This is a genomic window from Nocardioides insulae DSM 17944 (assembly GCF_000422825.1).
Taxonomy (GTDB): Bacteria; Actinomycetota; Actinomycetes; order Propionibacteriales; family Nocardioidaceae; genus Nocardioides; species Nocardioides insulae.
Map to the genome: position 1 here is coordinate 143473 of NZ_AUGU01000013.1, position 20820 is coordinate 164292.

The following is a 20820-nucleotide window of genomic DNA, read 5'->3' on the forward strand; positions in this document are numbered from 1 at the left end:
ATGGACGCCTGTGCTCGATCCGCCGTTCAACCCGCTCTTCCGGCGACGCTGAAGCCTGATTGACACGGAAGAGGTCACTGGTTCAAACCCAGTATCGCCCACCAACCGGAACTCCGCCCCTGACCTGGGGAAAACAGGTCAGGGGCGGAGTTCATTTCAGAGCCAGATGGGACAGACATGTCCCACATTGACGCACCCAGTGGCTAGCGTCGATCGGTGGAGTGCTCGGCGACGTACTGCTCGGGGTCCTTGTCCGAGGTGTCGACACCATCAGTCGTGGTGCCGTCATGCTGGGCGAAGTAGATCGTCCACGCTCGGCCGAGCTCCTCGATGAGCGCGGCGGGAGCGTGCAGACGCATGTCTGCCAGTCCTTCGTGCTCCTCCTCGCCCATGTGTTCGTCGTTGGCTTCTCGAGCTTGGTGCACGGCATCCCACCAGGCGTCGGAGCCCACCTTCTTCTGTGCTGCGGCTGCCACGCCATCGCGGATGTCGTTGTGGTCGCCGATGGCGTCGAGAGTCTCCTCCTGCGGGTCCTCCTCTCCCAACCGGAGGAGCTGTGGGTAGAAGATCTCCTCTTCCGCATCCGCGTGGAGGTCGAGCTTGGTAGCCAGAGCGGACCAGACCGCGCCGATGGCGTCGAGGTCGGGTTGCTCGACTGCGCGGAGTCGGTCGAGCTCGGCGAACTGCTCGCGGAACCACGTGTGATCCTTGAGTATCAGGTCGATGACGTCGGCCACGTTGCCGCCTCCCGTTCGTTGCGGACGAAGTGTGCGACCACTGTATGGCTGCTGGTCGGGGCGATGTCGCGGCGGGGCGATCCGCTGGGCCAAGCCGTCGAGCAGGTCAAGTAAGTTGACCACGCGCACGGCATCCTTTAGGCATGCCCCAGGTCACTGCCGAGGTATGGGTGTCGGTCCCGCCTGACACGGCGTTCGCCGTCTCCCAGACGACCGGCGAGATCCGCCTGAGGTGGGACCCGTTCATCCGATATCAGCACCTGATCGATGCCGACCGGCCGGGCAAGGGGGTGCGGACGCTCACCAAGGCGCGCCTCGGGCCGCGGATGATCAGCCGGTACGTCGCCTACCGCCCACCGACCTCGGTCGGCATGACGATGGAGATGGGACCGTGGTTCTTCGGGACCTTCGGCGGCGGCTGGCGCTTCACCCCCGAGGCCCGGCAGGGCGTGGCCGGGACTCGGGCCGTATGGAAGTACACCTGGTCGGCCCGCCCCGCGTGGCTGGCACCGCTCAGCGACCGGATAGGACGCTGGCTGCTGGGCCGTGAGATCCGGGCCCGGATCGCCGCCTTCGCCGGGGCCTGCGAGGACCCCGACGTGCTCGGCGGGGTGTAGTGCAGGGGCGGGTACGGCCGAGGCCCGACCCGCGCTGCGGATCGGGCCTCGGGAGGCGGTGAGTCAGTTGAGGATGAAGGTGTAGGTCTCGGTGTTGCCCGCGACGTCGTGGACGACGAGGGTGTTGAGACCCTTCACCGAGCCGAAGGTCCTCGGCGTGATCGCGTTCAGGTCCGACCAGGTGTCGTCGACCAGATCCTTGGTCACGCCGTTCAGTTCGACCCTGTCGATCCTGCCGGCGTCGAAGAGCTTGAACGAGATCCGGTCGTAGCTCTCGCCGGTGCGGACCGTGAACTGGTCCCCGTCCTTGATCGTCGCCTTCGGCTTGGTGGCGTCCACGGTGACATCGAACGAGCCGGTCCTGGACACGTTGCCAGCCTCGTCCTGGGCGTTGTACCTCACCGTGTAGTCGCCCGAGGGCAGCGTGACGGTCGCCCGGTGCGAGGCCGACCTCGCACCGTTCGCCGCGGACTGGGTGGATTTGACCAGCTTCGTACCCTGGTAGATGTTCGCGACGATCCTCGTTAGCCCTCGGTCATCGGTCGCGTCCACCTGCACGGCCAGCTCCTGGAACGGGCCGCGGGTCGCCGGAGAGACCAACTTCGCCTCAGGACGCTCGGAGTCCTCGCCGTACGCCACGTCCACGAACGGGACCAGCCGGGCCTGCTGCGGACCGAAGCTGAGGTACTCCGCGTCGTAGCCCCACCAGCCACCACGGTTCTCGGTGGGCTCGACGACCCCACGGTCCAGCTGGACGTTGGCCAGCACCGAGCTGTAGTCGATGGTGATCTCGTTCTCTCCCTCGACCAGGTAGTCGCTCACGTCCACGGTGGGATCGGTCCAGTCGACTCCGCCGGTGTACAGGTCATCGCCCACCAGCGGGACCTGCTTCCCGGTGCCGTCGTCGACGGTGCCGCCGACGTCCCTTCGCACTTTGGTCGGATTGGTGGAGACCTCGCCGCCGACCTTCCTGCCGTTGATCCGCACCTCCATCGTCGACTCGAGATCCTTGCCGAAGTCGAGGTAGGCACCGCTGGCCGACTCGGAGTCCCAGTCGAAGGTCGCCTCGTAGTGGCCGGTGCCCGAGACCGCCCGGCCGACCTCGGGGATCTCGTCCCAGGGCTTCAGCTCGTCCAGGTGGACGTCGATGGGGGTGATCTCGGTCGACGTCTTCCGGTTCTCCGTGGTCACCCCGTCGATGGTCTCGGACCGGACGAGGTCGCCCGCCTCCGTGTTCGGGCGCCAGGAGTCGACGGTGAGGTCCCAGGCGGTGATGTCGTACGGCGCCGGCACCGTCACGTCGTCGCGGTGGGTCTGGCCGTCGCTCAGCTCGGTGGTCACCTGGCCGCTCCGACCGGTCCGGACGATCACACCGTCAGCGGTCGTGAACGCCGACTCCCCGTTCGTCGAGGCGACGTGCAACGGCTCCTCGTCCACCTTCTCGAAGGCGAGCAACTCGATGTTGTTGTAGTCGATGTCCACCGGGACGATCGTCCTACCGTTCTCCCACCGGTAGTCGGCCAGCTCGGTGACCTCACCCGTCCAGGCATCGATCGAGTACGGCACGTACTCGCCGTCCTGAACGATGTCGGTCTGGATGCTGTCGCCGATCTCGGCGTTGCGCACGCTCTCCTTGTGCGACTTGTCCTGGTAGGACCCGTCGTCGTAGTTGTAGGCGAAGACGTACTGGTTACCGTCCGCGTCCTCTCGGGTCTGGGTCAGGAGCTGGAGGTTCGGCTCGGCGTACCCGCTGTAGGGCTCGACCCCGAGGTCCTGCAGCTGCTCGAGGACGTCGTCGTCGTACCCTCCCGGATCGCTGCTGAAGTAGCCGCCCGCCGGCATGTCGGCCACCGAAGCCGTCCGGACCGTGTCCAGTCGCTTCAACCGGTCCATGACCTTGGCCAGTTTGCGGTCCTGGCCGTCGTTGAACGGGGTGTGGGAGCCGGCGTCCTCGAGGACGACGACCTTGAGCCCCTGCGCGGCCCACTTGCGGATCCGCTTGGCCGCCTCCAGATCGAGCCAGTCCTGGTAGAGCACGATCGCCTTGTAGCCGGACTTCTCGATGGTCCCGGTCCGCTTGTCGAAGCGGACGTCGTCATCGAAGAGGAACCGCGGGCTGAAGTAGTCGTAGGTGTACCCGTTGTCCTGCAGTTCGGTCGAGCGGTAGTAGACGCCCTGGTGGGCGAGCTGCCAGTTCATCGCCGAGTTGTCGGACCCCGTGCCGCCCCCGAAGCGCACGCCCTGGAACCAGTTCTGATTGACGAACCCGACGTCGGTCCGTGCCTCGCCCGTCTGCAGCAGTTGTTGCACGCGTCCGAGGTGCGCGTTGAACTCGTCGTAGTCGCGTGCGTCCGGGTTGCTGTCGCCGAAGTACCGGAAGAATCCGGGCAAGGCCTGACCGCCGAACCCGAAGGGCACATAACCCGGCCAGTCGTGGTTGCCGTAACCGTAGTCGGCCGCCCACACGTGCCAGATCACCCGCTGGAAGCCTGCCGCGTACGCGGCGTACGCGTCCTGCAGGTTCTTCTGCGCGGTCCCGCTGTAGGCCGGCATCTGGGCGCCGGTCTCGGTGGAGAGCACCTTGTTCTCCAGCTTCGCGGCGCCGGTCCACAGCCGGAAGATGTCGACCTGGTTGTACTGGTTGAAGTTCTCGGCCTCCGGGTAGTCGACGTCCATCGCCGGCTCGGAGATCTCGAAGGGCTTGCCGTAGGAGATCTGGGCGCGGGTCTCGATGCCGACCGAGTTCAGCCACTTCTTCAGGGGCTGCAGCATCCGCTCCCGGTAGAGCTGGGTCTGCACGTCCTGGAAGTCGTTGATGATCCGCTCACGACGTTGCTCGTCGCCGTCCAGCTTGTAGAGCCCGGTCTTGGAGACGTCGTGGTAGGGGTCGTACACGTTGGCCTTGGTGCCTCGGATGAGGAAGAGGTACGGCGTGATGTCGTAACCCTTGCGCTTCTCGAACTCCTCGGCCATGTCCTCGGACCAGAAGGTGAACTGGGCCTGCTGGGAGACCGGCCCCTCGAACTCGCTGCCGCCACCGGGGTGGATCTCCAAGGAGTCCATGAACAACTGGACGTCGCCGTCCGCGATCTTCGCGGCGATCTCCGGGTCGCTCAGGTAGTGGTGCTCCCAGAAATCCTTGAGCGCCTCGACTCCCCGCTCGTCGAAGTAGTTGGTCGTGTACGCCGGCTCCGCCGACGGCTCGGAGGTTTGGAAGGTCCCCTGGGTCCAGATGCCGAAGACGCGGTAGGCGCCGTCGTCCGGAGCGGTCCAGTCGAGCCGCTGCTCCCACGCATCCGCGCCCTGCGTCACCTCGTCGCCGAGGTCGATGAAGCTGTCCGGGTCGACGGTGTCGCCATCGACCACGCGGTACGCGTACGCCGTGACCAGTCGGGCACCCTCGTGCCTGGAGTCGTCGTCGGGGACGGGGAGCCGGTCCAGGCTCTCCCCCGCCCCGACCGTGCCGGTGCCGAGGGTGAGGTTCTGCATCGCCGCCTGGCTGGTGGGATCCAGGCCGGGCACGTTCGAGGTCGCCCAGTTGGTGCCGGAGGTCAGGTAGACGCTCATCCCCAGGTCGAGGAGCTTGTTCATCATCAGGTTCCACTTGTGCGTCCACATCGCGGAGCCGTAGGCGTAGGTCTCGTCCGGCGCAGCGCTGTCGTCCTGCATGCACAGCTCCACGCCCCGGAATCCGGCGTCGTACAACTGCTGGATCTGCTGGAGGAGCGTCTCGTCGGTGTGTGAGGCGTCGCCGATCCACCAGCGGACATCGGTGCTGAACACGCGGTCGGGGTCGACGTACTTGTTCTCCAATTGCTCGCCGAAGGGCGAGGACACGGTCCGTGGAGAGTCCGTCGCGCTGCTCTGCGGCGCAGCCCGGTCGGGCTGTGAGCGAGTCCCGTCGGCCAGGGCCGGCGTCGCGCCCACCAGCGTCAGCGCGAGCGCCGAGGACACCGTCCACACCGCGGCCCTGGTCGCTCGTCTTCTCGAACCAGTCATCCCGATCCCCTCTTCAACGGGACCGGGATTCAGATCGGCCCCATCGCGATATGTCAGTGATTCGTTTCAAGTCGCGCTCAGGCTAGGGTCTGGTGAGGTCCGTCACAAGGCCGACGTCCGGTATCGGCCAGCAGGTCAGCGCCTCGGCGCTTGCCCGACCGCAGCTTCCGGCGAGAGGCCCCGCGGGCACCGCCGCGCCCTCAATTGTGGGGATTGGTCCGCGCTCGATTGCCGCGAGCGGCTCGGACTCGGTGTCCTGATCGTGTACGTCGACAACCGCTGTGCGCTCCTTGAGGTCGAGCGCGCCGGGAGCCGGCCGCCCGCGGTGCGTGTCATCCGGTTCGCACCGCCCGATCGGGGGGAAGACCATGACGACCACCAGCACGCCCACGACCACGCCAGCCGTGCCAGGACCGCGCAGCGGACCCGACCCGGTTCCGGAGAAGGACCCGTCCGGTCCGCCCAGCGGGCACACCCACCACGCCCGCGAGAAGTTCCACATCGAGGGCGAGGGCACGTTCGACGGCACCGGCCTGTCCGACAGCGCGCCCGTCGTGCTCGCCGCCCCGACCCCGCGAGCGGCAGCACCGGCCTTCCGGTTCTCCAGGATGGGACCGCGCGGACGGCGTCTCTCCCGAGGCATCAACAGCAAGGTGGCCAGGGCGATGGTCGACGGTCCGCGCCGGGACGGCACGATCCCGGCCGGGTACACCTACCTGGGCCAGTTCGTCGACCACGACCTCACCTTCGACGCCACCACCACGGTGGAGCTCGGTGAGGCGATCTCGCCGGCCGAACTCCTCCAGGGGCGCTCCCCCACGCTCGACCTGGACTCCGTCTACGGGTTCGGTCCTGCCGACGAGGGGTCGCGACGGCTCTACGAGGACGACCGGGTCCACCTCAAGGTCGGCACCACGACCAGGCTGGGCAGTGGTCGGTTGCGTGCCCGAGTCGGCTTCGACGTACCTCGGGTCGGGGCGGGCCAGGCCCCCAGACGGGCGAACATCGCCGACGCGCGCAACGACGAGAATCTCGCGGTCGCCCAGCACCACGCGGCCTTCATCCGGTTCCACAACCGGATCGTCGACGGCCTGCCCAACGCCCTCCCAGCCGGCGAACGCTTCCGGCGGGCACGCCGGCGGGCGGTCCTGCACTACCAGTGGATGCTGAAGAGCGACTACCTGCCGAGGATCGTCGACCCTGCGATCATCACCGATGTCTTCACCCGCGGGCGCAAGGTCTTCGAGGTCGGCGCCGATCCGTTCAGCATGCCGACCATGCCGGTGGAGTTCTCGGTGGCCGCCTTCCGGCTGGGTCACTCGATGATCCGCGAGGCCTACGACTGGAACGCCGAGTTCCCGAGCGGCAGCGGCTCGCTGGGCCTGCTCTTCGCCTTCTCCCGCACCGGCGGCGACCTCGGCGGGTTCCCGACGCTGCCGAGCAACTGGATCGCCGACTGGCGCCGCCTCTACCGGTTCAGCCAGATCGACCGGCCGGATCTCAACCCCCCGCGCGGCGAGTTCAACCTGGCCAGGCGGATCGACACCAGCATGGCCGACCCGCTCTCCGATCTTCCGCTGGGCACCTTCGGCGGCAAGCCGGGTGACGCGGGCAAGATCCAGGCGAACCTCGCCTTCCGCAACCTCGCCCGGGCCTCGATGCTCCGCCTCGCCAGCGGGCAGCAGATGGTCGACCTGATGCGAGCCCGCGGGGTGAACGTCACCGAGCTGACCACCGCGCAGCTGCGCGACGGCGCCGACGGCGCCGTCCTGTCGAGCCTCACGCCGGCCGAACGATCGACCTTCCTGACCAACACGCCGCTGTGGTTCTACGTGCTGCGCGAGGCGGAGCTGAACAACGGCCGACTCACCGGCGTCGGGGGTCGGATCGTCGCCGAGACGTTCCACCGGGCGATGGAGGGCAGCACCCACTCGATCGTGCGCAGCGACGACTTCCGTCCCCTGCTCGGACAGGTGGCGAACCGATTCCGCATGACCGATCTGCTGGTCTTCGCATTCGAGAACAAGGAGGAGCTGCTCGCCCCGCTGGGCGACTGAAGCACCTACTGCGCGCCCCGACGGTGGCGCGCAGTAGGTGGAATCGGTGGAGATCGAACTCAGCCGGGGTGGGCCGGCCTGCGGGCCCGACCCGCCGGCGGCACCGGCCGGTGATCAGCCGAGCGCGGCGTACACGGCGGTCACGATCGCCTCGGTGGCACGGCTGCCGACCAGTCCGCCGGACATCTTGTTCATCATGTAGCTGATGGTGAGGTTGCGGTCCGCGTCGTTGATGATCGCCGAGCCGCCCCAGCCACCCCAGAAGCCGACCCGACCGGTGGGGATGTAGGGCTGGGCGTCGGCCTGCAGGCAGTAGCCCAGGCCGAAGCGCAGGTCCACACCCAGCACCTGGTCGATCCCCGCGATCCGCTCCTCGAAGACCAGGTCCAGGGTGTCCTTGGAGAGCAGCCGGACGCCGTCGACCTCACCACCGTTGGCGATCACCGCCTGGGCGCGGGCCACCGAGCGGGCGTTGCCGTGGCCGTTGGCCGCACCGATCTCGGCGGTACGCCACGGCGTGGTCCACGAGGCCTCGGCCTGGGCCGGCGGGCCGCCGAAGGTCTTCATCACGATGCTCTCGGGGTCGGTCCCCTCGGGCAGCGGCAACGGGGGCGGCGGGATCACCGGCGCGATCCGGGCGAACTCCGACTCCGGGAGGCCGATGTGGAAGTCCGCACCCAGCGGCCCGGCCACCTCGTCGGCGAAGAACCGGCCCAGGGACCGGCCGGTCACCCGTCGTACCACTTCACCGATCAGGTGCCCGTAGTTGAGGGCGTGATAGCCCATCGCGGTGCCCGGCTCCCACCACGGGGCCTGGGCCGCCAGCATGCCGGTCGATTTCTCCCAGTCGTAGAGGTCGCTCATCGTGACGGGCTGGGCCCATCCGGAGACCCCGGACGCGTGCGACATCAGATGCCACACCAAGACGCCGTCCTTGCCGTTCGCGGCGAACTCCGGCCAGTACGTCGCCACCGGTGCGTCCGGGTCGACGTGGCCGCGGTCGATCAGGATCAGCAGGCACAAGGCGGTCATGGTCTTGGTCGTGGACCACACGTTGGTGATGGTGTCGCGCTCCCAGGGCCGACCCTCCTCGGCGAACCCGCCCCAGATGTCGACGACCGGCCGGCCCTCCAGGAGCACGGTGACCGAACTGCCCAGATCCTCCCCGTTGTCGAGCATCTCCCCGGCCGCCTCGGCGACCTTCGCGAACTTCGAGTCGTAGTTGCCCTGGACCACTGCCATGTCTCCTCCATCCCGGCGCCCACGCTGGCGCCGCCGACCGGATCAGCTCTCTCGCGAGCAACCTAGCGGCCGTTTCGAACCCGTGGAAGCCTCACCGGAGGCGGGTGCGCAAGAACGGTCGGGCGCCGCGCGGGAGGCCGGGCCAGACTGGATGCCATGACCGGTCGCGATCGCCTCCGCGAACTTCTCGACGCCGTCCTCGACGAGCGCAACGACTCCCTGGCCAGGATGGCCGGAGAGGCCTACAGCTCGCCGTACCACTTCAGCCGTCAACTCTCCCGTGACGCCGGCGAGGCGCCGGTCGCCATGCGGCGGCGGGTGATGTTGGAGCGGGCCGCCTGGCGGTTGAGCAGCGGCACCAGCGTCACGGACACGGCCTGGGAGGCGGGCTATGAGTCCATCGAAGGCTTCGGCCGGGCCTTCTCCAGGGCGTTCGGCCACCCGCCGAGCACGCCGGCCGCCGGGCATTGGCTGCCCGCCCCGAACGGGATCCACTTCCACCCACCGATGTCGCTGTGGGTGCACACCACGGAGGGCACGATGAACCCCCTGACCGAACAGCTCGTCACGCACGACCTCGACGACACCCGGTCCCTGCTGAGCCTGGCGAAGGGGCTCAGCCCCGACGCGTTCCGCAGGACGCGGCTCGCGGGCGCCACCGTCACCTCCTGGGAGGGCACAGAGGAGTCGGTCGCCGACGTCCTCGAGCACCACGTCTACACCAAGGAGGTCTGGCTGGCGGCGATCGAGGGTGCCGACCAGCCACCCCGGGACGTGTACGCCGACGCGGCGGCCCTGTTCGACCGGCACGAGGCAGCCGCTGCCCGGTGGCTCGCCCTCGTCCGTGACCTCGACCGGCGCGGAGCCTGGGACGACCGCCTCGTCGACGCGCTCTGCGACCCGCCGGAGAGCTTCGTGATGAGCAGCGTGATCGCCCACGTCCTGACGTACGCCGCCCACCGCCGCCAGCTCGCCCGCCACCTGCTCCGCGACGCCGGGGTGGACCCCGGCGACGGCGACCCGATCACCTGGCTGCGCAACCTACGCGGCGAGGACACGAAACCCACACAGGGAGCGTCCTGATGCCGAAACTCGTCTTCTACACCGCCACCACGCTGGACGGCTACCTCGCCGACCCCGACGACTCGCTGGCCTGGCTCTTCGTCCAGGAGCAGGACGAGGCTGGGCCGCTGAACTACGAGGAGTTCATCCGCGACATCGGCGCCATGGTGATGGGGTCGACGACGTACGAGTGGGTGTTGGCCCACAGCTCCGAGGTGGTCGAGGAGACCGGCTCGGCCTGGCCCTACGACATGCCGGCCTGGGTGATGACCAGCCGCACCCTGCGACCCGTGCCGGGCAAGGACATCCGGTTCGCCTCCGGCGACGTGCGGTCGCTTCACGAGGAGATGGTCGGCGCCGCCGGCGGCAAGGACGTGTGGGTGGTGGGCGGTGGCGACCTCGCCGGACAGTTCGCGGACGCCGGTCTGCTCGACGAGGTCATCACCTACACCGCACCGGTCACGCTCGGAGCCGGTCGGCCGCTGCTCCCGCGCCGTCTCGACCTGGCCCTGGTCGAGACGGCCCGCAACGGCGCGTTCGTCGCCTCCCGGTACCGGGTGGTGGGCCCGGGCCGGTGGTGACCGCTACTGCGCGAGGTGGGAGATCAGCGTGCCCAGCTTCGCCACGAAGGTGCTGGTGCTGATCACCAGCGGCGGCTCCTGCGGCTGGTACGGCGCCACCTCCGGCGGCTGGTCGGCGGAGTAGGGCGAGGTGTCGTAGACGTCGCCGACGTGCTTGCTCATGTAGGCCATGCCGTCGTACGGCGCGGTGGGGCCGTCACCCCGGAACGGGTTGGTGACCGCCTCGGCCGGAGAGAGCCAGTACGGCTTGTCGGCCACCTCGGCCACGATCGCGTCGACCGCGGCCGCGGACGGCGCGCTGATCTGCTGGGTCGCGCCGCGCTGCAGGTCGAGCAGGTCGAGGTCGCGCAGGGAGAAGTAGGTCGGCAGGCCGTAGCGTCGGCCACGGGTCAGCGGTGAGCGGGCCCGGAGGTCCTCGAGCTGCTGGTCGCTCAACGCCATCAACCGGTCGTACTCGCTGCGCAGTGCACCGGTGTTGACACTCCGCCCGGCGGAGTAGTGACTCAGCGTCCGGGTGTGGTCGTAGTCGTAGTAGTAGGCGCCGTTGTTGATGTTGGAGCCGAACCGGTGCACGAAGAGGCCCTTGTTGGTGCCCTCCTCGACGTACGTCGGGTGACTGCGGCTCGCGATCAGCGGGTTGTCGGCCTTCTGTTGCGCGCTCAGCCGGCAACTCTCCAGCCACTCGATCGCCGCGGGGACGCCGTCCAGGAAGGACCGGTCACCGGTGAGCTGGGTGTACTTGAACAGCTGCTCGACGTTGGTCTGGGTGGTGTGAGTGGTCAGGGCGCGCGGCTCGTAGGAGCGCCCGGCGGCCACCGCACCCGCCCGCCGGTCACCACGGTCGAACCGGAGGTGCTGCAGTCCCCAACCCGCCTGGGGGGCCGGCTGCTGCATCCGGCGCACGCACTCCATCGCGCGGCGCACCGGCGCGATCAGGTCGTGCCGGCCCAGCGAGATGACGCACATCAGGAGGAACTTGATGTTCTCCCCCAGCACGTTGTCGTTGAAGGTGACGTGCTGGGTGTAGTCGCCGTCCTCCATCCCGTGCCGTGCGTCGCCGGGGAGCCAGGACGGCAACGTCTCCGGCCACGGCATCTCCTTGGTCGCGTTGGGGTCGGCCGGCCACCGCTGCGGCCAGCCGCCATCGCCCACCCCGCCCCGGAACTGGGAGGCGACCACGAACGCGATCGCCTTGTACAGCGACCGGGCCAGCACGGGATCGAAGGGATTGATCAGGTGCAGCCGCAGGATCAGTTGGGCCGAGGTGGAGGTGGCGGCGTCGTCGAAGGTGGAGTTGTCGTAGAGGTGCTGGAACTCCTCCAACCGCCAGCCGTTGATCCCGATCGTCTCGTACCACTCCCGGAGGGCCCGCTCGCCGCGGAAGTCGTGGATGTAGTTCCATCCGCCCTCGGAGCGCTGCGCGCGAGCGAGCGCGTGGCCGGTACGCCGGGCGGCCTGGTAGAGCCGCTTGTCCCCGGTCGCGTGGAAGGCATCGAGCAGAGCGTGCCCGACGGACGGCGTGCCGGGCGGCTGGATCCAGCACATCGTGCGCCGGGCCTCCATCTCGCCCCAGGTCGTGGAGAGGTCGGGCAGGTAGCTCCAGACGTAGCCGCCCCGGTAGGACAGCTTCTCGTCCAAGAACACCGCGGTCCGCCGGATGGTGTCCCGCACGGGGTCCACGCGGCCCGGCGTCGCCGCGGCGCTCGCCGTTCCGACCGGGGCGAGACCGGCGGCCACCCCGGCAGCACCGGCCAGCGAGGTGCCGGCGGCCACCTGCACCACCCGTCGACGACTCAGGGCAGCGGCGGCGAGGCCTCCGCGGGCCGGGAACTCAGGGCGCGGACTGTGATGTGTGTCACGACTCATGCGAGCCACCCTGATGCACCCGCGCGATGCCGAGCCAATACCACTTGCCTCTCGTGCCATACCCTCTCGGGCAACCATGCGGTCGATTTGACCGTCCTCCGGCGACTGACCTATGTTTTCGCAGTCGCCAGGGCCCACCGGCCCGAGACATCGTGCGGACGTAGCTCAGTTGGTAGAGCGCAACCTTGCCAAGGTTGAGGTCGCGAGTTCGAGCCTCGTCGTCCGCTCCATCCGCTCAGGGCCGCCCGGGATACCTTCCCGGGCGGCCCTGCTGCTTCGACGGCCCTCTGGCAGACTTCGGTCGTGCCTCAGCTGCCCGCAGATCTGCTCCCCCATGCGCTCGAGGCCACCGGGTTCATGCCGCCAGAGGAGGGCGAGCTGCTCTTCGAGTACGCCGTGGCCCGGCTGCCGCTCGGCCCGGTCCTCGAGGTCGGCACCTATTGCGGCAAGTCCGCGGTCTACCTCGGCGGGGCGGTCAGGGAGGCCGGCGGGATCGCGTTCACCGTCGACCATCACCGGGGTTCGGAGGAGAACCAGGCCGGCTGGGAGCACCACGACCCCACCCTGGTCGACCCCGAGACGGGTCTGATGGACACGCTCCCGGTCTTCCGCCGCACGCTGGCCGGCGCCGGCCTCGAGCAGCACGTGGTCGCCGTCGTCGGGCGGAGCAGCAGCGTGAGCGCGCACTGGCGCACCCCGCTCTCGCTGCTTTTCATCGACGGCGGCCATGGCGTCGAGCCGGCGCGGCAGGACTACCTCGGCTGGTCGCCGTGGGTGATGCGGGGCGGTCTGCTCGTGATCCACGACGTCTTCCCCGACCCCGCGGACGGCGGTCGGCCGCCGTACGAGCAGATCTACCTGCCCGCCCTCGCCGGCGACTTCGAGGAGGTCGAGGCGCTCGGCTCGATGCGGGTGCTCCGCCGGGTCGCCGGCGAGGCCGGCACCGGCTAGCCGAGTCGCCGGATCGGGAGGCGGGACCTAACGACCGGCCGGGACCTCGGCGTCCCAGGCACACCCGCACTCGAGTGCGAGCTCGCTGAAGGGCCGGGCCAAGGACGTGCCGCGCATGATCCCGGAACCGGGCGTGGCGGCGCCGTACCACTCCCCCAGGGCGTCGGCGGCGAGGATCACCGCGGCGGCCGTGAAGGTGGAGTGCTCCTCGGGCCAGTAGGCGTCGGGGTTGTCGTTGGGGTAGTCGGGGTCGTCGTAGACCCAGCCGGTCCAGTAGCCGCCCTCGGCGTGCCGCAGGTGCTGCATCTCCGCGAGCAGGCGGAGGGCACGGGCATGGTCGCCGAGGTTGTCCAGGGACATGGCGAGCTCGCAGGTCTCCGCCCCGGTGACCCACGGATTGGTGTCCACGCAGCGGGCCCCCAGTCCGGGCACCACGAACCGCTCCCAGCGGTCCGCGATCAGCCCCGTGCCCGCACTGCCCGTGACCGCGCCGCCGAGGACCGGGTAGTACCAGTCCATCGAGTAGCTCGACTTGTCGGCGAACAGGTCGCGGTGCTCGCGCAGGGCGTGCCCGAGCCGTCCGCCGGCCAGCTCCCACTCGGGCTGGGGCTCGTCGACCAGCTCTGCCAGTGCCACTCCGGCACGCAGCGCCTGGTAGATCGAGGAGTTGCCGGAGAGCAGGCAGAACTCGTCCTGAGGGGTCCACTGGATCCCGCCGAAGCCGACCTGCTGGTCCACCACCCAGGACAGCCCTGCCCGCACGCTGGGCCACAGCCGCTCCACGAACCTCCGATCGCCCCGGATCAGCCAGTGGTGCCACAGCCCCACGGCGAAGTACGCCGACATGTTGGTCTCGCCGCGGGAGTCCTCGACCCGGTCGCGCACGATCGTGGCCGGCCACGAGCCGTCCGCACGCTGGTGCCGCGGCACCCACAGGTAGGCGTGCTCGGCGGCCTCCACCTCGCCGCCGGCGAGCAGGCCCATCGCGGCCTCGACATGGTTCCAGATGTCGGCGTGCTGCCCCGGCACCCACGGAATGGCGCCGGAACCCTCCTGGGCGGACAGGATGGAGCGGGCGGTCGCGGCGACCTGATGCGGCCCGAGTACGCCGTCGACGTACGGGAGCCGCGATGCCTCAGCGGGCATCGGCCGGCTTGCGGAAGTAGAGCACCATGCTCTTCCCGATCAGCGGATCGAGGACCTTGCCGGCCCAGCGCAGCACGGCGGGCTGCTCGACGATCTCCCACACCAGCAGCTTGTGATAGGCCTTCGGCAGCGGGTGTTCGGTGTTCTCCACCCCCACGGCGCACTTGAGCCACCAGTACGGCGAGTGCAGCCCGTGCGCGTAGTCGCGTCCCTCGAAGACCAGGCCGCGCTTGGTGACCTTGTCGGTCAGCTCCTCGGCGGTGTAGATCCGGATGTGCCCGCCCTCGACGTTGTGGTAGTCCTCGGAGAGCTTCCAGTTGACGATCTCCGGGAACCAGCGCGGCACCGACACCGCCATCGTGCCGCCCGGCCGCAGCACCCGTGCCAGCTCCTCGATCGCCTGGATGTCGGCGGGGATGTGCTCGAGCACCTCGGCGGCCACGATCCGGTCGAACTCGCCGTCCGCGAAGGGCAGGGCGAGGGCGTCGCCCTCCTTGGTCTCCGCGGTGGCCCCCGCCGGGACCTCGCCGCCCTCGTCCATCGCCCAGAACCACTCCTGCACCTTCGCGAGCTCGTCGCCGTCCTGGTCGAAGGCGACGACGTCGGCGCCGCGACGGTACATCTCGAAGGCGTGCCGACCGGCGCCGCAGCCCATGTCGAGGACGCGGTCCCCGGCCTGGAGGCCGAGGCGGTCGAAGTCAACGGTCAGCACGATGGCTCTCCTCAGTGGGATCGGTGTCGGGATCGATGGCTGGATCGGGGATGGGGTGGCTGGATCGGTACGTCGGGACCGGCAGCCTGGCGTGGTGGTCGGCGATGGCCTGCTCGTAGACCGAGACGACCTGCCTGGCGACCGCCTCCCAGCTGAACAGCTCCTCGACGCGGCGGCGGCCGGCGGCGCCGTACCGGGCACGTCGCTGCGGGTCGTCGAGCAGCGCGGCCAGGGCCTGCTCGAGCTCTCCCACGTCACCGGGGGTGACCAGGTCGGCGCAGTCGCCGTCGGGACCGGTGACCTCGGGGATCGCACCCGCACGCGAGACGACGAGCGGCGTCGCGCAGGCCATCAGCTCGGCGGTCGGGAGGGAGAAGCCCTCGTAGAGGGACGGCACGCAGGCGAGTTCGGCGCTGCCCATCAGCTCGACCAGCTCGGAGTCGGTGAGCCCGTGCACGAAGCTGACGTGGCCGGCGAGGTCGAGCCGGTCGATGAGCTGTTCGGTGACCCCGCCGGGCTTGGGCCGCGCCACCAGGACCAGGTGGACGTCGCGTTCGGTGCGCAGCTTGGCGAACGCCTCCAGCAGGGTGCCGATCCCCTTGAGCGGTGCGTCCGCACTGGCCATCGCCAGGATCCGACCGGGCACACGCGGCGCCGTCGGCGGTACGAACTCGGGGGCCACCCCCAGCAGGATGGGCCTGATCCGGTCCGGCTCCACGCCGAACTCACGGACGATGTCGCGCTTCGAGGTCTCCGAGGGGGTCAGGATCCAGCGCAGTCGGCGGGCGACCCGCTGCTGCATCCGCACGAAGCCGTACCACCGCCAGACCCCGAACCGCTTGCGCCAGGTGGGCGCCGCTGCGAGTTCGATGCGTCGGTCGAAGCTGATCGGGTGGTGGATCGTCGTGATGAGCGGGAAGCCGAGCGCCGTCACCTCCGGGATCGCGGTGCCCAGGGTCTGGTTGTCGTGCACGATGTCGAACTCGCCCAGCCGCCCGGCGAGCGTGCGTAGCGCCCGGCGGGCGAAGGTGCGCGGCTCCGGGAAGCCGCCCGAGCGCATGATCGCCCACTCCTCGACGTCCAGCAGGTCGCGGAACTCCGCGAGCTTCGGGTTGCGAAACGGATTCGGGTCGGCGTACAGGTCCAGGCTCGGCAGCGGGGTCAGCCGGACCCCCTCGTCGAGCTCCGGGTAGGGCTGCCCGGAGAACACCTCCACGGTGTGGCCCAGTCGGACCAGCTCGCGGCTCAGGTGCCGGACGTAGACGCCCTGACCACCGACATGGGGCTTGCTCCGGTAGGACAGCAACGCGATCCGCATCTGACGCCTTTCACTGCGCTCGGGGTGCTGCCACCAGTGGGAGCCCGACTCGGCGGTAACCCTACAGACCCCGTCCGCCCCGCGCGCCTGAATGCCGGCGCCAGGATCAGGTGCCTTCGCTGGAGTGCCCCGGGAAGACGTGGGCGTGCGGGTCGATCGCCACCGCGGCGTTGTTGATCGCGGTGGCCGCCTCACCGAAGCCCACCGCTATCAGCCGGACCTTGCCGGGGTAGTCGGTGACGTCGCCGGCCGCGAAGACCCGCGGCAGGCTGGTGCGCATCGCCTGGTCGACCACGATGTGGCGCTTGGCCACCTCGATCCCCCAGCTCTGCAGCGGCCCGAGGTCGGCGATGAACCCGAGCGCAGCGACGACCGCCTGGGTCGGGTGGATCACCTCCTCGCCGTCGACCTCGAGGAGGGCCTCGCTGAGGTGGTCGGTGGTCCCGTCGGTGCCTCGCAGTTCGCGCACCTGAGCCCTGGTGAGGATCTCCACCGAGCTCTCCCTGGCCTGGGCCACCGTCCGCTCGTGCGCCCGGAACGCATCGCGCCGATGCACCAGCGTGACCGACTTCGCGACCGGCTCGAGATGCAGGGCCCAGTCGAAGGCGGAATCGCCGCCGCCCACCACGAGCACGTCCTTGCCGACGTACGGCTCGAAGCTGGGGACGAAGAACTCCACCCCGTGCCCCACCCAGTCCTCGGCCGCCGGCAGCGGGCGCGGGTGGAAGGTGCCGATGCCGGCCGTGATGAGCAGGGCCTTGGCATCGACCACGCCGCCGTCGTCGAAGGTGACCCGCACGTGATCGACCCGGTGGTCGAGCAGGGTCGCCGTCCGCTCCAGCAAGTAGGTCGGCTTGGCCGTGGCGGCCTGCTCGACCAGCCCCGAGACCAGGTCGCGGCCCTTGATCGTGGGGAATCCAGCGACGTCGAGGATCTGCTTCTCGGGATACATCGCGGTGATCTGCCCACCGAGTTCCGGCAGCGAGTCCACCACCGCGACCGACATCCCGCGGAAGCCGGCGTAGTAGGTGGCGAACAGGCCGGTGGGCCCGGCGCCCACGATCAGCAGGTCGACGTCGATGACATTCGTGGGGTCGCTCACGCAGCGATCCTGCCCGTACGTGAGCCACGTCTCAACCTCCGACACGTCCAGAGCGTCCGCGTTCGAGTCTCGGCGCGGGCCGTCGACCTCGCTGGCCTCACAACCCGACGACGGAATGCCTAAGCTGTCGGCGTGAGCGACTTCTGGGGCGGGTTCCGGGCCGACCCGCGGATCTCCGAGAACGCCCGGCTTCGCGCCGCCGACACCGACCGCGCCCAGGTCACCGCCCAGCTCGACGAGGCGTACGCCGACGGGCGGCTCAGTGCGGAGGAGCACGGCGAGCGGGTCGACCGCGCCCTGGCCGCGGTCACCCTCGGCGAGCTGCCTCCGCTGGTCGCCGACCTCCTGCCGGTGGGCTCTCCTGCCGCGCTCACGCGAGCCGCCGCGCTGCCGGCCCTCCGCACCCAGGCCGAGGCCGCCTACCGCCGCGAACGGCAGGAGGCGCTGGGCGGGTTCCTCCTCCCCAGCCTTGTCTGCCTCGTGATCTGGTCCCTCACCATGGCCGGCGGATTCTTCTGGCCCGCGTTCATCATCCTCGGCACCGGCGCCCACCTGATCTCCACCGTGATCCGGCGCGAGGACATCGTGGAGAAGAAGGTCTCCTCCCTCCAGCGCCACCAGCAACGGGAGCTCCGGCGGGAGCGGGATCGTCGAAAGCGCACCTCCGACGATCCCGAGGGCAGGGACAGGGACAGGGAGAGGGACGAGCGCGGCGACGGGGGCGACGACGCGCCGCGGTGAGAGGCCCGGCGGTCATCCTCCGGTCAGGAAGCTGAAGCGCACCTCGCGGGTGTGGTTGTCGACGTTCAGGTCGACCAGGCAGACGCTCTGCCAGGTGCCCAGCATCAAGTCCCCCTCGAGCACCGGCACGGTGGCGTACGGCGGGATCAGCGCGGGCATCACGTGCGAGCGCCCGTGCCCGCGGCTGCCATGCCGGTGCCGCCATCGGTCGTCGGCCGGCAGCAGATCGCCGAGCGCGGCGAGCAGGTCGTCGTCACTTCCCGCACCGGTCTCGAGGATGGCGAGTCCCGCGGTCGCGTGGGGCACGAAGAGCTGGGCCAACCCGTCCCCGAGACCCGCGACGAAATCGCGCAGATCCTCGGTCAGGTCGAGCACGACCTCGCGGTCGCCGGTGCGGTAGGTCCTGGTCTCGGAGTGCATCCCGGCCAGGATAGGGGTCAGTCCGCCAGGGCCTGGTCGATCCGCTCGACCTTGGCGGTGAGCTGACCGGTGAAGCCGGGTCTGATGTCGGCCTTGAGCACCAGGCTCACCCGGGGCGAGGTCTCCGCCACTGCCTCCACGGCCCGCTTGACCACCCCCATCACCTCGTCCCACTCCCCCTCCAGGTTCGTGAACATGGCGTTGGTCTCGTGCGGCAGCCCGGACTCGCGCACCACCCGGACTGCTGCTGCGACGGCGTCGGCGACCGAACCGTCCTCTCCAGCGGTGCCACTGGGTGCTACTGAGAACGCGACGAGCATGCGCGACTCCATCCGTACGAGGTCGGGGATCGACCGGGCGGGTCGGTCGATCGGTCAGGGGCCGACCCTACCGGGGGGGTGACGACCGATCCGGCTCACCCGGGCGGCGACCAGTCCGGGTCGCGCCCGGCCAGCCCCACCGCGCGGGTCAGGATGTCCGCGGTGTCGGGGACCGCGACCGGCGCGGCGAAGATCGGGGACTCCTCCGCGGCGGTGGCCGCGGCGAAGGCGTGGACGGCCTCGGCCGTGGCCCCGTCGACGGCGAAGGGAGCACCGATGGCCCGGGCAAGGTCCCATCCGTGCAGCACCATCTCGTCGAGGGCGACCAGCCCGGCGACCTCTCCGGGCAGATCCACGCCGCCCGCCCGGGTGGCTCCCGACCAGGCCTCGGGAGAACGCCAGGCCGCCACCAGCTCCTCGACCCGGGCCGGAATCCGCTCCAGCCACCCGTCGGCGAGGGTGAGCGCGGCCGCAGCGGGATCAGTGTCGGTGAGCGGGCCGAGGTCCTTGTCAGCGGCCGCTCGGAAAGCGAGCAGAAGACCGTCGATGTGGGCGAGCAGGTCGCGCACCGACCACTCGGCGCACGGCGTCGGCGCGTCGAGTGCCGCCTCCGGTGTCGCACGTACGACGCCGCTCAGCGTCGCGCCGGCTGATCCGAGATCCGGGATGCCCTGCTGGTCCATCCTCAGCAGTGTTCCAGGGATGTCGTTGATCGGCCATCGCCACCTTCCGGGCCCCCGTCGGAGTAGCCTCGGCCCATGATCGTTGGCTGCCACACCCTGATCTATTCCGACGACGCCGAGGCGACCCGGGCCTTCCTCCGGGACGTGGTCGGGCTCGGGCACGTCGATGCCGGCGAGGGCTGGCTGATCTTCGGCACCGGTGGCAGCGAGCTCGGCATCCACCCGACCTCCAGCGAGCACGGCGGCCGGATGTTCACCACCCCGCGCCAGCACCAGATCTCGCTCCTGTGCGACGACCTGGAGTCGACGATGGCCGAATTGGAGGGACGCGGTGCCGTCTTCGACGGTGGCGCGATCGACCGGGACTTCGGGATCTGCGCCATGCTCCAGGTGCCCGGGGCCGACGACCTGATGCTCTACCAGCCCCGGCACCCCACGGCGTACGACGCCTGACGGAGCCGGCCCGTCGGCACCTGCTGACTTCCGACCCGCGCAGCGCACCGGTCGGGCCCGCCGTTCAGATCAGGCTACGGACCAGGAGGACCAGCGCCGAGCCCCCGCAGACCAGCAGGACAGCGGGTCGGACGTGCCGGTCGGACACCCTGGGGCGCAGGAACCGGCTCAGCAGAGCTCCGAGGAGCAGGCACGGGGATAGCAGGACCGCGAGCAGGAAGTGATCCCGGCCGAGCTGTCCGCTCAGGCCCAGGGCACCGAGCGAGAGCGCGGCCCCGATCATGAAGTAGACCGCCAGCGTCGTACGGATCTCGCGGGGCGGACGGTGCTGGTAGAGGATCGCCAGGGGCGGCCCGCCGATGGAGGTGGCGGTGCCGGCGATCCCCGAGATCAGGCCGGCACCGATCAGGGTGCCCGGATTGAGCGGCACCCGGACCGTGCGCCAGCTCAGCAGCACCGCGACCAGCACCATCGCCCCGACCACGACCCCCAACTGGCTGGCGGTGAACATCGCCACCGCTCCCACGCCGACGACCGTGCCCACGGTGCGAGGTGGCAGCGCCCAGGCCAGGCCGCGCCAGTCGATGTCCCGGGACTCCCCGGCCAGGGTGAGCACCGGATAGGTCACCGCCAGCCACAGCATCACGTCGGGCATGGTCTCGGGGGCGACCATGGTGATCACCGGGGCGGCGACGAGTCCCAGGCCGAGTCCGACCAACGACTGCACGGTGGCGCCGGCCAGTAGTGCCAGGGCCACCGTGATGAGTGCCGGGAGGCTGAGTCCCAGGATGCTCAGGTTGGTCAACTCCGTTC

General features: G+C 69.8%; 19 protein-coding genes and 1 tRNA gene. 8 read left to right on the forward strand and 12 right to left on the reverse strand.

The genetic code is table 11. From position 1 onward, the window contains the following. Positions 1–203: 203 nt before the first annotated feature. The gene (locus G515_RS18950; RefSeq protein WP_211220915.1) at positions 204–860 is read right to left on the reverse strand and encodes a hemerythrin domain-containing protein; all 657 of its coding nucleotides are present in this window, start codon (positions 858–860) and stop codon (positions 204–206) included. A gap of 20 nt (positions 861–880) precedes the next feature. Here G515_RS18950 and G515_RS0101320 point away from each other — a divergent pair, with 20 nt between their 5' ends. Then, complete coding sequence (locus G515_RS0101320) at positions 881–1354, forward strand: SRPBCC family protein (protein WP_028658676.1); 474 nt, start codon at positions 881–883, stop codon at positions 1352–1354. A gap of 63 nt (positions 1355–1417) precedes the next feature. Here G515_RS0101320 and G515_RS18955 read toward each other — a convergent pair whose 3' ends face one another. Next, positions 1418–5191: a glycosyl hydrolase gene (locus G515_RS18955; RefSeq protein WP_211220916.1), complete on the reverse strand. Its 3774-nt coding sequence runs from the start codon at positions 5189–5191 to the stop codon at positions 1418–1420. 530 nt (positions 5192–5721) lie between these two features. On the opposite strand from G515_RS18955, the gene G515_RS0101335 reads away from it, so the two are divergent. After that, on the forward strand, positions 5722–7410 hold the full coding sequence (locus tag G515_RS0101335) for a peroxidase family protein (RefSeq protein ID WP_084652914.1): 1689 nt from the start codon (positions 5722–5724) through the stop codon (positions 7408–7410). 114 nt (positions 7411–7524) lie between these two features. Here the strand turns inward: G515_RS0101335 and G515_RS0101340 are convergent, their stop codons facing one another. Next, positions 7525–8652, reverse strand: a complete 1128-nt coding sequence (locus G515_RS0101340) for an EstA family serine hydrolase (RefSeq protein ID WP_028658679.1) — start codon at positions 8650–8652, stop codon at positions 7525–7527. Positions 8653–8808: 156 nt separating this feature from the next. Here G515_RS0101340 and G515_RS18960 point away from each other — a divergent pair, with 156 nt between their 5' ends. After that, complete coding sequence (locus G515_RS18960) at positions 8809–9735, forward strand: helix-turn-helix domain-containing protein (RefSeq protein ID WP_036553736.1); 927 nt, start codon at positions 8809–8811, stop codon at positions 9733–9735. Next, a complete protein-coding gene (locus G515_RS0101350; protein WP_028658680.1) occupies positions 9735–10295 on the forward strand; it encodes a dihydrofolate reductase family protein in 561 nt (186 codons plus the stop codon). Before G515_RS18960 ends, G515_RS0101350 begins: the two co-directional genes overlap by 1 nt. A gap of 3 nt (positions 10296–10298) precedes the next feature. Here G515_RS0101350 and G515_RS18965 read toward each other — a convergent pair whose 3' ends face one another. Beyond that, entirely contained in the window at positions 10299–12161 is a 1863-nt protein-coding gene (locus G515_RS18965) for a pectate lyase (protein ID WP_157570955.1), read from the reverse strand. Between the two features lie 154 nt (positions 12162–12315). On the opposite strand from G515_RS18965, the gene G515_RS0101360 reads away from it, so the two are divergent. Together G515_RS0101360 and G515_RS0101365 are read left to right on the forward strand one after the other, a co-directional pair. Next, positions 12316–12391: transfer RNA gene (locus G515_RS0101360), tRNA-Gly, on the forward strand. Positions 12392–12464: 73 nt separating this feature from the next. Continuing rightward, complete coding sequence (locus G515_RS0101365; protein ID WP_245565128.1) at positions 12465–13112, forward strand: class I SAM-dependent methyltransferase; 648 nt, start codon at positions 12465–12467, stop codon at positions 13110–13112. 27 nt (positions 13113–13139) lie between these two features. On the opposite strand, the gene G515_RS0101370 is transcribed toward G515_RS0101365, so the two are convergent. From G515_RS0101370 to G515_RS0101385, 4 genes are all read right to left on the reverse strand, one after another. Further along, the gene (locus G515_RS0101370) at positions 13140–14258 is read right to left on the reverse strand and encodes a prenyltransferase (RefSeq protein ID WP_028658682.1); all 1119 of its coding nucleotides are present in this window, start codon (positions 14256–14258) and stop codon (positions 13140–13142) included. Beyond that, complete coding sequence (locus G515_RS0101375; RefSeq protein WP_028658683.1) at positions 14248–14970, reverse strand: class I SAM-dependent methyltransferase; 723 nt, start codon at positions 14968–14970, stop codon at positions 14248–14250. The genes G515_RS0101370 and G515_RS0101375 overlap by 11 nt, the downstream gene beginning before the upstream one ends. Beyond that, the gene (locus G515_RS18970) at positions 14957–16288 is read right to left on the reverse strand and encodes a glycosyltransferase family 4 protein (RefSeq protein ID WP_084652916.1); all 1332 of its coding nucleotides are present in this window, start codon (positions 16286–16288) and stop codon (positions 14957–14959) included. Before G515_RS18970 ends, G515_RS0101375 begins: the two co-directional genes overlap by 14 nt. A gap of 106 nt (positions 16289–16394) precedes the next feature. Beyond that, positions 16395–17390 carry an NAD(P)/FAD-dependent oxidoreductase gene (locus G515_RS0101385; protein ID WP_028658684.1) on the reverse strand — a complete coding sequence of 332 codons (996 nt, stop codon included), beginning with the start codon at positions 17388–17390 and terminating at the stop codon, positions 16395–16397. A gap of 132 nt (positions 17391–17522) precedes the next feature. Here G515_RS0101385 and G515_RS22400 point away from each other — a divergent pair, with 132 nt between their 5' ends. Continuing rightward, entirely contained in the window at positions 17523–18131 is a 609-nt protein-coding gene (locus G515_RS22400) for a DUF1707 SHOCT-like domain-containing protein (protein ID WP_051217722.1), read from the forward strand. A 12-nt stretch (positions 18132–18143) separates the two neighbouring features. Here the strand turns inward: G515_RS22400 and G515_RS0101395 are convergent, their stop codons facing one another. From G515_RS0101395 to G515_RS0101405, 3 genes are all read right to left on the reverse strand, one after another. Continuing rightward, on the reverse strand, positions 18144–18551 hold the full coding sequence (locus G515_RS0101395; RefSeq protein ID WP_028658685.1) for a YjbQ family protein: 408 nt from the start codon (positions 18549–18551) through the stop codon (positions 18144–18146). 17 nt (positions 18552–18568) lie between these two features. Then, positions 18569–18871, reverse strand: a complete 303-nt coding sequence (locus tag G515_RS0101400; protein WP_028658686.1) for an MTH1187 family thiamine-binding protein — start codon at positions 18869–18871, stop codon at positions 18569–18571. Positions 18872–18966: 95 nt separating this feature from the next. Continuing rightward, positions 18967–19554 carry a TIGR03086 family metal-binding protein gene (locus G515_RS0101405; protein WP_028658687.1) on the reverse strand — a complete coding sequence of 196 codons (588 nt, stop codon included), beginning with the start codon at positions 19552–19554 and terminating at the stop codon, positions 18967–18969. 75 nt (positions 19555–19629) lie between these two features. Here G515_RS0101405 and G515_RS0101410 point away from each other — a divergent pair, with 75 nt between their 5' ends. After that, positions 19630–20007, forward strand: a complete 378-nt coding sequence (locus tag G515_RS0101410) for a VOC family protein (protein WP_028658688.1) — start codon at positions 19630–19632, stop codon at positions 20005–20007. Between the two features lie 64 nt (positions 20008–20071). Here the strand turns inward: G515_RS0101410 and G515_RS0101415 are convergent, their stop codons facing one another. Further along, complete coding sequence (locus tag G515_RS0101415; protein ID WP_245565130.1) at positions 20072–20812, reverse strand: sulfite exporter TauE/SafE family protein; 741 nt, start codon at positions 20810–20812, stop codon at positions 20072–20074. Positions 20813–20820 lie beyond the last annotated feature (8 nt).

Excerpts from the sequence above, each read along its gene's own strand:
- G515_RS0101320 (WP_028658676.1), top strand. The coding sequence starts at position 881 with ATGCCCCAGGTCACTGCCGAGGTATGGGTGTCGGTCCCGCCTGACACG.
- G515_RS0101335 (WP_084652914.1), top strand. The coding sequence starts at position 5,722 with ATGACGACCACCAGCACGCCCACGACCACGCCAGCCGTGCCAGGACCG.
- G515_RS0101340 (WP_028658679.1), bottom strand. The coding sequence starts at position 8,652 with ATGGCAGTGGTCCAGGGCAACTACGACTCGAAGTTCGCGAAGGTCGCC.
- G515_RS18960 (WP_036553736.1), top strand. The coding sequence starts at position 8,809 with ATGACCGGTCGCGATCGCCTCCGCGAACTTCTCGACGCCGTCCTCGAC.
- G515_RS0101350 (WP_028658680.1), top strand. The coding sequence starts at position 9,735 with ATGCCGAAACTCGTCTTCTACACCGCCACCACGCTGGACGGCTACCTC.
- G515_RS18965 (WP_157570955.1), bottom strand. The coding sequence starts at position 12,161 with ATGAGTCGTGACACACATCACAGTCCGCGCCCTGAGTTCCCGGCCCGC.
- G515_RS0101370 (WP_028658682.1), bottom strand. The coding sequence starts at position 14,258 with ATGCCCGCTGAGGCATCGCGGCTCCCGTACGTCGACGGCGTACTCGGG.
- G515_RS18970 (WP_084652916.1), bottom strand. The coding sequence starts at position 16,288 with ATGCGGATCGCGTTGCTGTCCTACCGGAGCAAGCCCCATGTCGGTGGT.
- G515_RS0101395 (WP_028658685.1), bottom strand. The coding sequence starts at position 18,551 with ATGCACTCCGAGACCAGGACCTACCGCACCGGCGACCGCGAGGTCGTG.
- G515_RS0101400 (WP_028658686.1), bottom strand. The coding sequence starts at position 18,871 with ATGCTCGTCGCGTTCTCAGTAGCACCCAGTGGCACCGCTGGAGAGGAC.
- G515_RS0101405 (WP_028658687.1), bottom strand. The coding sequence starts at position 19,554 with ATGGACCAGCAGGGCATCCCGGATCTCGGATCAGCCGGCGCGACGCTG.
- G515_RS0101410 (WP_028658688.1), top strand. The coding sequence starts at position 19,630 with ATGATCGTTGGCTGCCACACCCTGATCTATTCCGACGACGCCGAGGCG.